We start from the raw sequence: 13,207 nt of genomic DNA on the forward strand, positions 1-13,207 counted from the left end.
CCTCTGCCGGCAGGTGCTCGTCAGCCGCCGCGAGCAGCGCCTCGACGTATTCGTCGACCGAGGCCGGGTGGTCGGTCGTCGTGTAGCGGGCGCCGAGGCCGCCGCCGAGGTCGTAGACCGGGAAGGTCCCGAGGGCCGCGAGGGGGCGACGGCCGCCGCGAGCTCCGCCGGGTCCATGATCTGGGAGCCGACGTGGGCGTGCACACCCCGCAGGTCGAGGAGCGGGCTCGCCTCGATCCGCGCGATGACCCGGCGGGCGGCATCCGATGTCAGCCCGAACTTGGAGCCCACCTGGCCGGTCTGCACGTGCGGGTGCGTCGACGACTGCACGCCCGGGATGACGCGCACGAGCACGCCTTGGGGGCGTCCCGGCGCGACCAGCTGCTCGAGGCGGTCGACGTCGTCCTCGTTGTCCACCACGACGAGCCCGGCGCCGGCCTCGACGGCGAGCTGCAGCTCCTCGGTGGTCTTGGCGTTGCCGTGGACGACGATGAGCGCAGGGTCGACCCCGGCGCGCAGGGCGCTCAAGATCTCACCGCCGCCGGCGACGTCCAGCCCGAGCCCTTCCTCCACCATGACCCGCTGCACGGCGGTCGCGGGGAAGGCCTTCGACGCGAAGACGACCCGCGCGTTCGGTCGGTGCGATGTCAATGCCTCGCGATACTCCCGCGCCCGCATCCGGAGCGAGCCCTCGTCGACCACGATCGCGGGCGTGCCGAAGTCGCGCGCGAGGTCGTCGACGCGGCACCCCGCGATCACGAGGGTGCCGTCGGGGTCGACGGTCGCCCCGGCCGGGAACAGGTCGAGGAGGGGATGGGGCATGGTCACTCTCTTCCGTGTGGGACGACCACGACCGGCACGGGGGAGTGACGGACGATCTTGGCGGCGTGGGAGCCGAGGAACACGCGGGCGATCGCGCCGAGCGTGCTCGAGCCGACCACCAGCACCTCCTCCGGCTCCCAGTCGATGTCCGCGAGCGCCGACTCCCAGCTCTCCCCGATCCCCACCGCCACGCCGGACACGGCAGGCGCGTCCGGCAGCTCGGTGACCTGGCTCACCACGGCGGCGGCGTGCCGCTCGATGTCCGCCGCCCAGGCGTCGGCGATCGGGAGTTCGGCGTCCAGTCCGGCGCCGGACGTGCCGGAGTCGCGCGGGACCACGGCGAAGGAGGCGATGCGCAGTTCTGCGTCCAGCATGGCCGCCACCTTCGCTGCCCCGAGCACCAGCCCGGTCGAGGCGCCGGTTCCGCGGTAGGCGGCCGTCACCCGGCCGATGCGCGCGTCGTCCTCGGTGCGGTACCCGCTCGGCGCGATGGCGACGGGGATGGGGGAGGCGTGCAGGAGCGCGTCGCTCTCGGAGCCGAGCGCGATGCGGCCGGGATGCCCGGACACCCCCGAGCCGACGACGATGAGCGACGCCTCGCGCTGCTCCGCCAGTTCCACGAGTCCGCGCCGCGCGGACGGCGCCTCCTGCAGCAGGTATTCGGCACGGGCCTGGCCGCCGAGCACCGCCGCGGCGTGGTCGAGCGCGCCGTTCGCGGTGTCCCGGGTGTAGCCGCGCCACTCCGCGTCCGCTCCGCCCGCAGATGCAGGCCAGGCAGGCGGGACGACGGCGGCGACGAGGAGGTCCTGGCCGGAGGATCGGGCGAGCATCGCTGCGAGGTGCAGCGCGGACGCCGAGCGGTGGGCGGGGTCGACCCCGACGAGGATGGTCATCTGCGGTTCGCCTTCCTGCGCTCGGCCGCTTCGCGGATCTCGCTCTTGCTCGGGTGACCGAAGTTGCTCGTGTAGGGCGCCTCCGCGTCGGCGACCGGGGCTCCTGCCTGCAGGGCGGAGTGCTTGCGCCCGTAGAACCAGTAGAAGACGAGGAAGACCGCGGTCCAGATGAGGAACACCACGATCGTGATGACGCGCAGCTGCGTGATGATGGCGATGCAGCCGGCGATCGACAGGATGGGGATCGTCCAGCCGAAGGGCAGGCGGAAGCCGCGCTCGAGCTCCGGCTCGCGCACACGCAGGATGATGACGCCGAGCGACACCACGAGGAAGGCGACGAGCGTGCCGATGCTGGTCATCTCGGCGAGGAAGTCGATCGGGACGACGGCAGCGAGGATGCTCGTGGCGATCATCACGATGACCGTGTTCCGCACGGGGGTCATCGAGCGCGGGTTCACCTTCGCGAACACCGGCGGGATCATCCCGTCCCGCGACATCGCGAACAGGATGCGCGTCTGCCCGTAGAGCACGACGAGGGTCACCGAGAAGATGGAGATGATCGCGCCGATGGCCACGATGGTGCCCGGCCAGCTTGAGCCGATGATGTTCTGCAGGATCGCCGCGAGGCCCGCATCCTGGTTCTCGAACTTGTCGGGAGCCTGCGCGCCCAGCGCGGCGAGGCTCGTGGCCACGTAGAGCAGGATGATGATCACCAGCGCGAAGATGATGGCGAGCGGCAGATTGCGCTTGGGGTTCTTCGCCTCCTCACCGGCCGTCGACACGGCGTCCAGCCCGACGAACGAGAAGAAGATGATGCCGGCGCCGCCGACGATGCCCGCGAAGCCGGCGGGCGCGAAGTTGTGGAAGTGATCGGCGTTCCACCCGGTGAACGCCACCGCGCAGAAGAACACGACGACGGCGATCTTGATGACCACCATGATGCTGTTGACCGTCGTGGACTCGCGCGCCCCGCGGAGGAGCAGCAGCGAGCAGAGCACGATGACGATCACCGCGGGCACGTTGACGATGCCGCCCTGCTCGGGCGCCTGCGAGAGCTGCACGGGCAGCTGCCACCCGAAGAGGTTCTGAAGCAGCTGGTTCACGTACTGCGACCATCCGACCGCGACGGCAGCCGTCGAGACGCCGTACTCCAGCAGCAGACAGGCGCCGACGGCCATCGCCGTGCCCTCGCCGAGCGTCGCGTAGGCGTACGAGTACGTCGAGCCCGAGACCGGCACGGCGCCCGCCATCTCGGCGTAGCAGAGCGCGGTGAGCCCGGCGACGACGCCGCCGATGACGAACGACCAGATCACCGCGGGGCCGGCCACGGGGACCGCCTGGGACAGGATGAAGAAGATTCCGGTGCCGAGCGTGCCGCCGACGCCGATCATGGTGAGCGAGAAGAGGCCGATGCTGCGTTTCAGCTGCGCCTCACCGGCCGCGGGCGGCGTCGTGGGCTTTCTGCGCAGCAGCTGCTGGGCGATGGTGGGCATGTACCAGTCTCCTTCGAATGGTGGGGGGATGTGTCAGCTCGCGAGGGTCACCCGGAAGCGCGCGACTCCCGGGTCGACGGCCCCGCGGACGTAGCCGGAGGGGGATGCGGCGACCGCCTGCAGGAATGCGGCGGTCTGCGCCGTGATCTCCTCGCCCGGGATGAGGTTCGGGATGCCGGGCGGGTAGGCGGCGAGGGTGTCGGCGGAGACGCGTCCGACCGCGTCGGCCGCCGTCACGAGTTCGGTTCCGGCGAAGAACGCGTCCCGGGGCAGCATCCGCAGAGGGCCCGGTTCGGGCAGGGCCGGGAACGGGTGCGTGTCGGCGCTCGATCGCTCGGCGTGGGCGTCTGCGGAGTCGACGGCTGCGGCGAGAGCCCGGTGTGCACGCTCGAGGTCGGGCGTCTTGCCGGCGCCGATGAGGGCGACGAGCGTGGTCGCGGTCGACATCTCGAAGAAGATGCCGTCGGCATCGGCAAGGCGCTGCCGCAGCCAGTGGCCGCTCACCCCGGTGCGTGAGACGTCGACGACGACCCGCAACGGGTCGACCGCCGCGATGTCATCGAACGCGCCGAACCCGTCGCTGAGCACACCGAACCGCGGGTCGGTGCGCAGGGCGGCGCGGAAGGCGTCGGCGGCCGCGATCGACCGGCCGATCAGCTCCGCTCCGGTGGCGAGGGAGTGCCGCGCGATGTCGAGCGACGCCTGCAGCAGCGCCGAGGTGGAGGTTGAAGCGGTGATGGAGACGGCCCGCTCCACCAGCGGCTCCAGCGCCTCGGCGAACGGGCCGTCGCCGAGGTGCAGCATGGCCGACTGCGTGAGGGAACCGCCCAGCTTGTGCGTGCTGGAGACGACCAGGTCGGCGCCCAGCCGCGCGGGCGACTCCGGGAGGCCGGGGTGGAAGCCGAAGTGCGGGCCCCACGCGCCGTCGACGATCAGCGGAGCGCCATGAGCGTGCGCCACGCGCGCGAGTCCGGCGACGTCGGCGACCGCGCCGAAGTAGCTGGGCGTGACGACGTACACGGCGTCGGCCGGGCGCCCCGCGCTCGCCGCGGCGGTGAGCGCGGCGTCGAGGGAGTCCGGAGACACGCCGTGTGCGACGCCGTGCGCCGTGTCGAGGGACGGCATCACGAACGAGGGCGCGAGACCGGCGGAGAGCACGCCGTCGCTGAAGCTGGAGTGCGCGCTGCGCTGCGACAGGATGTTCTCCCCGAGGCCGCGGACAGCGAGAGCAGCGATGCGGTTGGCCTGGGATGCGCCGCCGGTCAGGAACCAGGTGCGGCGAGCGCCCCAGGCGTCAGCGGCGAGCTCCAGGGACCTGCTCAGGGGCGAGTCGTCGCCGAGGTCGACCCCGTCGACGAGCATCGGAAGGTCGAGCTGAAGCGGTCGCGTCCCGAAGAACTCCGCCAGCCGCGCGCTGAGTCCGAGCTCGTCGCCACCGTGCCCCGGAACCATCAGCGTGAGAGGTTCGCGAGCGGCATGCCGTTCCAGCGCGTCCGCATACGGCGTCTCCCACTGACGCAGGTCGGCCATCGACGGCAGCGGCTGCACGCTGTCGGCGGCGGAGAGGGGAGTGGAGGCCATTGCTCCATGGTGGGGCCCCCGCCGCGTGACCAGAACCCCCGAACTCCGCGTTGCTCACATAGAGTGTATGTGGCTCGACTCCCGATCGAGCCAGAGCAGGACAGAAAGACGATGGCGGATCTACGGCAGTTCGAGGCGTTGCGGGCCGTCCACGCCGAGGGTTCGGTCACGGCGGCTGCCCGGCGCCTCGGCTGGGGCCAGCCGACGGTCGACTACCACCTGAAGAACCTCGAACAGCTGGTCGGCTCCCCGGTGCTCGTGCGAACCCCGCGCGGCAGCAGACTCACCCCGGTCGGCATGCTCCTGCTCGAGCGAGCGCAGCAGATCCTGACGCTCAGCGAGCGCGCGATCGGGGATGCGCGCGAGTTCAGCCAGCTGGGGAGGGTGCGGCTGCGGTTCGGTACGTTCGCCACGGCTGCGGCGACCATCCTGCCGTTCGTCGCCGGTTCGGTCGGCGACCTCGGGATCGAGATCGACGCCACGGTGGAGGAGGTGCCTGCGCTCGTCGACCGGGTCAACCGCCACGCGCTCGACGCCGCGCTCGTCTACACGGTTCCGGGTTACGAGCTGCCGTTCCGTCCGGGCGTGGAGGCGATGGAGGTGTACCGCGACCCCCTGATGCTGGCGCTGCCCGCCGGACACCCGCTCGCCTCCCGCCCGGTGATCGACCTCGCCGCCCTGCTCTCGCTCCGCGACGAGCGCTGGCTGTTCGCGACCTCGGTCGACGACGCGATCGACCGGGTCGTCGCCGATACGTTCGCGGCGGACGGGCATGCGCTCGACGTCGCGATCCGGTCCGACGACTTCCAGGTCCTCCTCGGGATGACGGCCGCCCGCATGGTGGTGGGCATCATCCCCCGCCTCGCGACGACCGCCGAGCATCCCGGCATCGTGCTGCGGCCGATCGACGACCCGTCGTTCGTGCGAACGGTCCTCGTGGCGACGTCGTCACCGGAGGACGCGGGACGCCGTCCGCCGGCCGCTGTCCGTCAGCTCGTCGCGGCGGTGCGAGACGGGTTCGCGGCGGTTCGGGTGGGGCGCGGTCCCGCGTTGTGAGCGGGCGGCCTGGCTCACCGGCAACGAGAAACCCCGGGCTCCAGTGGCTCCGGGGGTTTCTCTCTAGCGGAGACTCACCACGTGCAGGGGGTCAGGGACTCCGCGGATTCGGAGAGCATCGCCGGGCCGCCGACGAGCGTGACCGTCGTGACGCCGAGACGGGTGAAGTCGGCGAGCACACCCTGCGGCACGCAGTCGTAGGGCGCCAGGTACAGCGGTGACGAGGTCGAGCCGGCGAGGGTCGTCGCCGACAGGGCGTCCGGGAAGCCGAAACCGGTCGCGAGGAGGGCGGTGGTCGCGTGCGCGTACGCGTCCGCGTTGACGGCCAGTGCCGTTCCATAGCGGTCCGCGCCGGCGAGCCGGGTGACGGTGTAGCCCTCCTGGGTCAGCGAGGAGACGATACCGGTCGACATTGCGTCTGTGCCGCCGACCACCTTGACGTTCTTCGCCTTCAGGGACGACAGGAGCGACGCGGTCGCCGAGTCGACACTCGGTGCGTTGCCGTCGACCAGGAGGATCGGCGCGTCTTTGGACCCTGCGGCGCCTCCAGCGGTCAGAGCGTCGGGGAAGGTATTGCCTGAAGCCAGGTACACCGTGTCCGCGGTGGTGAAGGCGCCGGAGACGACCACGCGGGACGTCGCGAAGCGGTCATCACCGGCCGCACGGGACACTGTCGCCCCGGGAACCGCTGCCTGCAGCTGGGTGAGCACCGACTCCTCGATGGGGAACGGACCGCCCACGACCAGGACCGACGAGGGGTGGAGGCGTTGCACCTCGGCGATCACGTCGCCGGGCACGATGTCGGGCGCCGTCAGCAGGAGCGGGCCACCGCTCTTGGCGGCGGCAGGTCCGGCCGCGAGCGCGTCCGGGTAGTTGATGCCCGAGGCGATGTAGACGACGGGCGCGGTCGTGGGGAACTCCGCCTTCGACACGGCGACGGACGTCGCGTAGCGGTCGCCGCCGGCGATACGGTCGACGCTGATTGTGGGACCGCCGGCCGTGGTCGCGGTGCCGAACATGGCCTCCTGGACCTGGACAGTACTGGATCGCACCTGCGCCCCGGCGTGCACTGCCGAGCATCCGGTGATCGCCACCGCCAGTGCCGCCGCGATGAGCAGCCCGATTTCCTTCTTCATGGTGTTCCTTCCCCCTGCCGGCCCATCCGGCTTCACTCCTGAGTGTCCGGATGGGTCGGAATGGTTCCAGGGGGAGAGGGAAAAGAAAAACCCCGGGGTGACCGGGGGTTGTCTCTGGTGGCTCCGACCGGCATCGATCCGGTGACCTTTCGATTTTCAGTCGAACGCTCTACCAACTGAGCTACAGAGCCAGGGGATGCTCTCGCATCCACCTAGACGGAAGCCCTTCCGAGTGGAAGGGCTTGTCGCCGTGGCGACCCTGACGGGACTTGAACCCGCGACCTCCGCCGTGACAGGGCGGCACGCTAACCAACTGCGCTACAGGGCCTCGATGTGTTGCTTTTTGAATTGTAGTGGACGAGCCGTTGGACCGTGACCCCAACGGGATTCGAACCCGTGCTACCGCCGTGAAAGGGCGGCGTCCTAGGCCGCTAAACGATGGGGCCGGATCGTCTCGGAGGGCTTTCGCTCCCGTTGACCACCGACGCACAAGCATACGGAAGGTTCATCGTTAATGCGAATCGGGGTCGGATCCCGGGCGGGTCGGCGGCGAACGGCCGTATTCCGGCCGCTTGCAGGTTCGCGCAACGCCACCGGGAAATCCCGCGGACGCCTCCGCTCTCCACGTAGTCTGCGGCCCAAGCGGTCCCCCCGGCCGCCCGCGTGAGCGCACGCCCCGACCACCGTCCGAGCGCCTTTCCCCGGGGCGTTCAGACCCCATGTTGCTAGAGTGGCGCATGTTGACAGCGGGACCCGTGTGACTTGTGCGACCAGAGTGGATGCGGAAGCGAGCGGGTCGGTAACCCTATGAGACGCGAAACGAGCCCCCCGATCTCCCCGAGCGGCCCCCGCCGCCGGGCGGTCCGCGCTGCCCTCGCAGGCCTGGTCGTGGCGGTGGTCACCGCCGTCGGGTCCGTCGCCGCCCCCGCCTACGCCGACAACTACCCGTCCTGGCAGGACGTCCAGAACGCCAAGGCGAACGAGTCGGCCGCGTCCGCGCAAGTGAACCGCATCAACGGCCTGATCGCGCAACTCAAGCAGGGGGTCGCGGACACGCAGGCCGCCGCCATCAAGCGCGGTGAAGAGCTCGAGGCCGCGCAGGCCGCACTCGACAAGGCGACGATCGAGCTCCTGAACCTCGAGACGCAAGCCGCCGCGAGCAAGAAGAAGGCGGACGACGCGAGCACCCAGGCGGGCAAGCTCGCCGCTCAGCTCTACCGCACCGGTGGCCGCAATCTGACCGCGAACCTCTTCCTCAGCGGCAACCACGCGACCTCGACCAGCCCCGAGAAGCTGCTCAACGACCTGGGCAGCATGTCCAAGCTGGTGGAGCAGTCCAACAAGGTCTACACGGACGCCAAGTCCGCGCAGAACACCGCCAAGGCGCTGGCCCAGCAGGCGGACGAGAAGAAGGCGGAGCGCGAGAAGCTGCGCGTCGCCGCCGAGGCCGCCATGCAGGCTGCGATCGCGGCCGCGAAGGCGGCGCAGGACAAGCTCGCCGAGCAGCAGAAGCAGATCGTCGTCATGCAGGCCCAGCTCGCCGCGCTCCGGGACGCCACCGCCAAGACGGTCGCCGGGTACGAAGCCGGCGTCGCCGCCGCGGCTGCCGCGGCCGCCGCGCGCGGTTCGGGCGGCCTGCCCGGCGGGTACGTCGGGCCACAGGGGTGGGCGGTCCCCGCCGCCGGCCCCATCACGGACGGCTTCGGCGCGCGTCCGTCGCCGGGCGGCGTCGGCAGCACCTACCACCTCGGCATCGACATCGGCGCCTCCTGCAACGCACCTATCTACGCGGCCCACGAGGGCACCGTGATCTACGCGGGCCCGAACGGCAGCTACGGCAACTTCGTGCTGCTCGACAACGGCAGCGCCGTCAAGACGGGCTACGCGCACATCCGCAACGGCGGCATCCTCGTCGGCATCGGCCAGCACGTCGGGGCCGGACAGCCCATCGCCCGCGTCGGCACGACCGGCGCCTCGACCGGCTGTCACCTGCACTACGAGGTCCGCGTCAACGACGTCAAGATCGACGGCATCCCGTTCATGAGAGATCGGCAGGCACCCCTTGGCTAGCGACAACGAGAAGATCAGCCGGGTGCGCCCGGGTCTCGCGATCGGCGCGGGCGTGATGGGCGCGGTCACCGCATCCATCGGCATCGTCGCGCCGGCGCAGGCGGTCGACTACCCGTCGTGGAACGACGTGCAGCAGGCGAAGAACAATGTCGCCAACCAGCAGGCGATGATCGACAACATCACCCAGCTGATCAGCGGTCTCCAGTCGAGCGTGGATGCGGCGCGCGTCGCGTCGGAGAAGGCGGCGGAGGCCTACTTCCAGGCCAAGGACGCGCTGGCCGAGGCGACCGCGAAGGCCGACGACCTGCAGAAGCAGGCCTCCGAGGCGGCTGCGAAGGCGAAGACCTCGAAGATGCGCGCGGGCCTCCTCGCCTCGCACCTGGCGAAGTCCGGCGGCGGAGACGTCACCACCGACCTCATGCTCAAGGGCGGCGGTTCGGGATCGGCGGCGGACAAGCTGCTGTTCCAGCTCGGCACGATGAGCAAGCTCACGGAGCAGTCGAAGGCCGTCTACGACCAGGCCACCAAGGACAAGAACACCGCCGACGCGCTGACCGCGCAGGCCAAGTCCGCCAAGACCGAGCGTACGAAGCTCGCCGACGAGGCCGACAAGGCGCTCGCCGCGGCTCAGGATGCGCAGGCCAAGGCGCAGGCGGCTCTGGCCACCCAGCAGCAGAAGTCCACCGAGCTCGTCGCTCAGCTGGCGACGCTGAAGAACACGTCGGCGCAGACGGAGGCCGCATACCTCCAGGGCGAGCAGGTCAAGGCGCAGCAGGAGGCGGCGCGCAAGGCCGCCGAGGCCGCGGCTGCTGCGGCGGCCGCCGCCGCTGCGGCTGCGAACCATCCTCCCGCGTCCTCCGGCGGTGGCGGCTCGGCGCCCGCGTCCGGCGGCGGAGCGGCCCCGGCGGCCCCCGCGGCACCGCCGGCGCCGAACGGGAACGTGGTCGACACCGCGATCGCCTACGCCCGCGCCCAGCTGGGCAAGCCGTACATCTTCGGCGGCGAGGGTCCCGTCGGCTACGACTGCTCGGGCCTCACGATGAAGGCGTACGCGTACGCCGGCCTCTACATCGGGTCCCACTCGGTCAACAACCAGTACTACACGGCCGCGAACCGCGGTCAGCTGGTCTCGTACGGTGCCAAGCAGCCGGGCGACCTCATCTTCTGGGGCGACGGCCCCGGCGACTTCTACCACGTGGGCATCTACATCGGCGGCGGCAAGATGATCGCCGCCCCCACCGAGGGCGACGTGGTCAAGATCCAGTACGTCTGGGGCTCTCCGTGGGGCCTCGTCGCGCGACCCAGCGCCTGACCAGCCCGCGAGCACAGCAAAAACGCTCCCGATCGAGGTGATCGGGAGCGTTTTTGCTGTGCTCGGCGGCTGAGGGTCAGTGGCCCTCGGCGGCCAGCTTGGCGATGGCCTTCTGGACGAGCGAGTCCGCCTCCGCGGCGTCGCCCCAGCCCTCGATGTTGACGAACTTGCCCGGCTCGAGGTCCTTGTAGCGGGCGAAGAAGTGCTCGATCTCCTTGCGGGTCTGCTCCGGGATGTCGTTCACATCCTGGATGTGCTGCCAGCGCGGGTCCTTGTAGGGCACGGCGATGATCTTCGCGTCGCCGCCGGCCTCGTCGCTCATGTTCAGGACCGCGACCGGGCGGACCTTGACGCCGACACCCGGGAACACCGGGTACTCGAGCAGCACCAGGGCGTCCAGCGGGTCGCCGTCGTCGCCCAGGGTGTTCTCGAAGAAGCCGTAGTCGGTCGGGTACACGAAGCTGGTGAACAGCACGCGGTCGAGGTACACGCGACCCGTCTCGTGGTCCACCTCGTACTTGTTGCGGCTCCCCTTGGGGATCTCGATGACGACGTCGTATTCGGCCATGCCGTGCTCCTTTGTGGTCGTGATTCCGCACTAACGTTACTAGGTGCCCCTCAACGGTTCGCCCGGTTCTCCGGGCTCCCCGGCCGATCAGCGCCGCCCCCGACTCACCCCGGCGATCGCGGATGCGCGCCGCGCCGTCCGCACGGCGCTCGCGGCCGCCGCATCCCTCCCGCCCGTCGACCCGCACGACGGCCACGGCCCTGCGCGTCCTGCCCCCTCGGCGACGACGCCCTCGTGCTGGTGGGTCTGAGCGGCGGAGCCGACTCGCTCGCGCTCGCCGCCGCGACCGCGTTCGAGGCCCCGCGCAACGGCGTCCGCGCCGGCGCGATCATCGTCGACCACGGCCTCCAGGCGGGCTCCGACGCGGTCGCCGCGCGTGCCGCCGAGCAGGCGACCGCGCTCGGGCTGGATCCGGTGCTGGTCCGCCGCGTCGAGGTCCCGGCCGAGGGCGGCCCCGAGGGCGCGGCACGCTCCGCCCGCCACGCCGCCTTCGAGCGCGCGCTCGCCGAGACCGGCGCCGAGCGAATCCTGCTCGCCCACACCCTCGACGACCAGGCCGAGACGGTGCTGCTCGGCCTCGCCCGCGGCTCCGGCCCGTCGAGCCTGCAGGGGATGCGCCCGGACACCGGCCGCCTGTTGCGCCCCTTCCTCGGCCTGCGGCGCTCCGAGACGCGCGCCTTCTGCGCCGACAGCCGCCTCGAACCGTGGGACGACCCGCACAACGACGACCCCTCCTACACGCGCGTGCGCGTGCGGAACGCCTTGCTGCCCGTACTGGAGCGCGAACTCGGGCCCGGCGTCGCCGAGGCGCTGGCCCGCACCGCCGAGCAGCTGCGCGAGGACGACGACGCCCTCGACGGCCTCGCGCTGGAGTGGGCGCAAGAGCTGGTCGGACAGGCCGACGACGGCGCCGTCACGCTCGACGTCCGCGGCCTCGCCGCCGACCCGGCCGCCCTGCGTCAGCGCATCATCCGCCTGGTCGTCTCCGCCGAGTTCGGCGTCTCGCTCACCCGTGCCCATACGCTCGCCGTCGCCGCCCTGATCACCGACTGGCACGGGCAGGGTCCGCTCGATCTGCCAGGCGTTAGAGTGGTCAGGCAGAACGGGCTGCTCAGTTTCCACCCCACCACCTGAAGGACAGCGCCTCCCCCATGGAACTCACGGACGTCGAGACCGACCTGACCGAGATTCTGATCACCGAGGAGCAGATCCGCTCCCGCATCGCCGAGCTGGCTCGCGACGTGGAGCGCGATTACGCGGGCAAGGACGTCCTGCTGATCGGCGTGCTCAAGGGCGCCGTCATGATCATGGCCGACCTGTCCCGTGAGCTCCGCATCCCGGTCACCATGGATTGGATGGCGGTCAGCTCCTACGGCAGCGGCACCCAGTCGAGCGGCGTGGTGCGCATCCTCAAAGACCTCGACACCGACCTCGGCGGCAAGACGGTGCTCATCGTCGAGGACATCATCGACTCCGGCCTGACGCTGTCCTGGCTGCTCTCGAACCTCCGCAGCCGCGGCCCCGAGTCGATCGAGATCTTCACCCTCCTGCGCAAGCCGGACGCGGCGCGCGTCGAGATCGACGTGAAGTACGTCGGCTTCGACATCCCGAACCAGTTCGTCGTCGGCTACGGGCTCGACTACGACGAGCGGTACCGCACGCTGCGCGGCGTGGGCATCCTGGCGCCGGCCGTCTACAGCTGACGCCCCAGGGCGCGCACCGTCCGCTCGATCGTCGGACGGACGGCGAGCTCCGGGTCGACCGTGAGCCGGTGCAGGATGAGTCCGTCACCGAGCGCCATGAGCGCCCGCGTCGCGGGGGTGGGGTCCGGGATGCCGGCCTGGGCGACCAGCTGCTCGGTGAAGCCCTCGAACTCCCGCCGTTGACTCCGTAGGGTTGCTCCCAGCTCGGGATCGGCGGCCAGTTCGAGGAAGAGCGCGTAGCGAGCGCGGGTGCGCACGGCGAACGGACCGGTCAGCAGCTCGATCAGGGCGGAGAGCCCGTCGATCAGGCCGGCCTCGCCCGGAGCGAGGGGGACGTCGGAGGCGGAGTAGTCCGCGCGCTCGCTCTCGGCGATCCAGTCGACGACCCCGCCGAGCAGAGCCCGCCGCGTGCGGAACCAGTTCGACGTCGACCCGGCGGGAAGGCCGGCGGCGGCATCCACGCGCGCGTGGCTGAGGGCGCGAACGCCCTCGGTGCCCAGCACCTCGACCGCAGCGTCGAGCGCACGTTCCCTGGTTCCGGCCATTCCCTTTCCTCTCGTGTCGATCTACTAT

Annotated in this window: 12 protein-coding genes, 3 tRNA genes and 2 pseudogenes; 6 read left to right on the forward strand and 11 right to left on the reverse strand. The window is 70.9% G+C overall.

Annotated elements, in window-relative coordinates:
- Nucleotides 1-25: 25 nt before the first annotated feature.
- The 5 genes and pseudogenes from ACRAWB_RS16815 to ACRAWB_RS16835 form a co-directional block, all read right to left on the reverse strand.
- Nucleotides 26-268, reverse strand: a pseudogene (locus ACRAWB_RS16815) (hypothetical protein); the annotation flags it as partial.
- Nucleotides 205-822: pseudogene (locus tag ACRAWB_RS16820) on the reverse strand (diaminopimelate decarboxylase family protein); the annotation flags it as partial. The pseudogenes ACRAWB_RS16820 and ACRAWB_RS16815, both read right to left, overlap by 64 nt.
- Nucleotides 823-824: 2 nt before the next feature.
- The gene (locus ACRAWB_RS16825; RefSeq protein WP_431354372.1) at nucleotides 825-1,715 is read right to left on the reverse strand and encodes a universal stress protein; all 891 of its coding nucleotides are present in this window, start codon (nucleotides 1,713-1,715) and stop codon (nucleotides 825-827) included.
- Entirely contained in the window at nucleotides 1,712-3,208 is a 1,497-nt protein-coding gene (locus ACRAWB_RS16830) for an amino acid permease (protein ID WP_431354373.1), read from the reverse strand. The genes ACRAWB_RS16825 and ACRAWB_RS16830 overlap by 4 nt, the downstream gene beginning before the upstream one ends.
- A 33-nt stretch (nucleotides 3,209-3,241) precedes the next feature.
- Nucleotides 3,242-4,789, reverse strand: a complete 1,548-nt coding sequence (locus ACRAWB_RS16835; RefSeq protein WP_431354374.1) for an aminotransferase class I/II-fold pyridoxal phosphate-dependent enzyme — start codon at nucleotides 4,787-4,789, stop codon at nucleotides 3,242-3,244.
- 111 nt (nucleotides 4,790-4,900) lie between these two features.
- On the opposite strand from ACRAWB_RS16835, the gene ACRAWB_RS16840 reads away from it, so the two are divergent.
- Nucleotides 4,901-5,845 (forward strand): LysR family transcriptional regulator, encoded by a 945-nt coding sequence (locus ACRAWB_RS16840; protein ID WP_431354375.1) that lies wholly within the window; start codon nucleotides 4,901-4,903, stop codon nucleotides 5,843-5,845.
- Between the two features lie 74 nt (nucleotides 5,846-5,919).
- Here the strand turns inward: ACRAWB_RS16840 and ACRAWB_RS16845 are convergent, their stop codons facing one another.
- The 4 genes from ACRAWB_RS16845 to ACRAWB_RS16860 all read right to left on the reverse strand — a co-directional run bounded on the left by ACRAWB_RS16845 (nucleotide 5,920) and on the right by ACRAWB_RS16860 (nucleotide 7,427).
- Entirely contained in the window at nucleotides 5,920-6,981 is a 1,062-nt protein-coding gene (locus tag ACRAWB_RS16845) for a cell wall-binding repeat-containing protein (protein ID WP_431354376.1), read from the reverse strand.
- 115 nt (nucleotides 6,982-7,096) lie between these two features.
- Nucleotides 7,097-7,172, reverse strand: a tRNA-Phe gene (locus tag ACRAWB_RS16850).
- 60 nt (nucleotides 7,173-7,232) lie between these two features.
- A tRNA-Asp gene (locus tag ACRAWB_RS16855) sits at nucleotides 7,233-7,309 on the reverse strand.
- Between the two features lie 45 nt (nucleotides 7,310-7,354).
- A tRNA-Glu gene (locus ACRAWB_RS16860) sits at nucleotides 7,355-7,427 on the reverse strand.
- Between the two features lie 361 nt (nucleotides 7,428-7,788).
- On the opposite strand from ACRAWB_RS16860, the gene ACRAWB_RS16865 reads away from it, so the two are divergent.
- Together ACRAWB_RS16865 and ACRAWB_RS16870 are read left to right on the forward strand one after the other, a co-directional pair.
- Nucleotides 7,789-9,051, forward strand: a complete 1,263-nt coding sequence (locus tag ACRAWB_RS16865; RefSeq protein WP_431354377.1) for a peptidoglycan DD-metalloendopeptidase family protein — start codon at nucleotides 7,789-7,791, stop codon at nucleotides 9,049-9,051.
- Nucleotides 9,044-10,363: an NlpC/P60 family protein gene (locus ACRAWB_RS16870; protein ID WP_431354378.1), complete on the forward strand. Its 1,320-nt coding sequence runs from the start codon at nucleotides 9,044-9,046 to the stop codon at nucleotides 10,361-10,363. Before ACRAWB_RS16865 ends, ACRAWB_RS16870 begins: the two co-directional genes overlap by 8 nt.
- A gap of 76 nt (nucleotides 10,364-10,439) precedes the next feature.
- Here ACRAWB_RS16870 and ACRAWB_RS16875 read toward each other — a convergent pair whose 3' ends face one another.
- Nucleotides 10,440-10,931, reverse strand: a complete 492-nt coding sequence (locus tag ACRAWB_RS16875) for an inorganic diphosphatase (RefSeq protein ID WP_064109921.1) — start codon at nucleotides 10,929-10,931, stop codon at nucleotides 10,440-10,442.
- A gap of 43 nt (nucleotides 10,932-10,974) precedes the next feature.
- Between ACRAWB_RS16875 and ACRAWB_RS16880 the strand changes: the two genes are divergently transcribed.
- The 3 genes from ACRAWB_RS16880 to hpt are packed head-to-tail and all read left to right on the forward strand — an operon-like array spanning nucleotide 10,975 to nucleotide 12,634.
- On the forward strand, nucleotides 10,975-11,181 hold the full coding sequence (locus ACRAWB_RS16880; protein ID WP_431354379.1) for a hypothetical protein: 207 nt from the start codon (nucleotides 10,975-10,977) through the stop codon (nucleotides 11,179-11,181).
- Nucleotides 11,166-12,065 carry a tRNA lysidine(34) synthetase TilS gene (gene tilS, locus ACRAWB_RS16885; protein WP_431354380.1) on the forward strand — a complete coding sequence of 300 codons (900 nt, stop codon included), beginning with the start codon at nucleotides 11,166-11,168 and terminating at the stop codon, nucleotides 12,063-12,065. Before ACRAWB_RS16880 ends, tilS begins: the two co-directional genes overlap by 16 nt.
- 17 nt (nucleotides 12,066-12,082) lie before the next feature.
- Entirely contained in the window at nucleotides 12,083-12,634 is a 552-nt protein-coding gene (gene hpt / locus ACRAWB_RS16890; RefSeq protein WP_431354381.1) for a hypoxanthine phosphoribosyltransferase, read from the forward strand.
- Here hpt and ACRAWB_RS16895 read toward each other — a convergent pair.
- Nucleotides 12,625-13,179 (reverse strand): TetR/AcrR family transcriptional regulator, encoded by a 555-nt coding sequence (locus ACRAWB_RS16895; RefSeq protein WP_431354382.1) that lies wholly within the window; start codon nucleotides 13,177-13,179, stop codon nucleotides 12,625-12,627. The two genes, hpt and ACRAWB_RS16895, sit on opposite strands and share 10 nt — an antisense overlap.
- Nucleotides 13,180-13,207 lie beyond the last annotated feature (28 nt).

The sequence above is a fragment of the Leifsonia poae genome (genome assembly GCF_050632865.1).
Classification (GTDB): domain Bacteria; phylum Actinomycetota; class Actinomycetes; order Actinomycetales; family Microbacteriaceae; genus Leifsonia; species Leifsonia poae_B.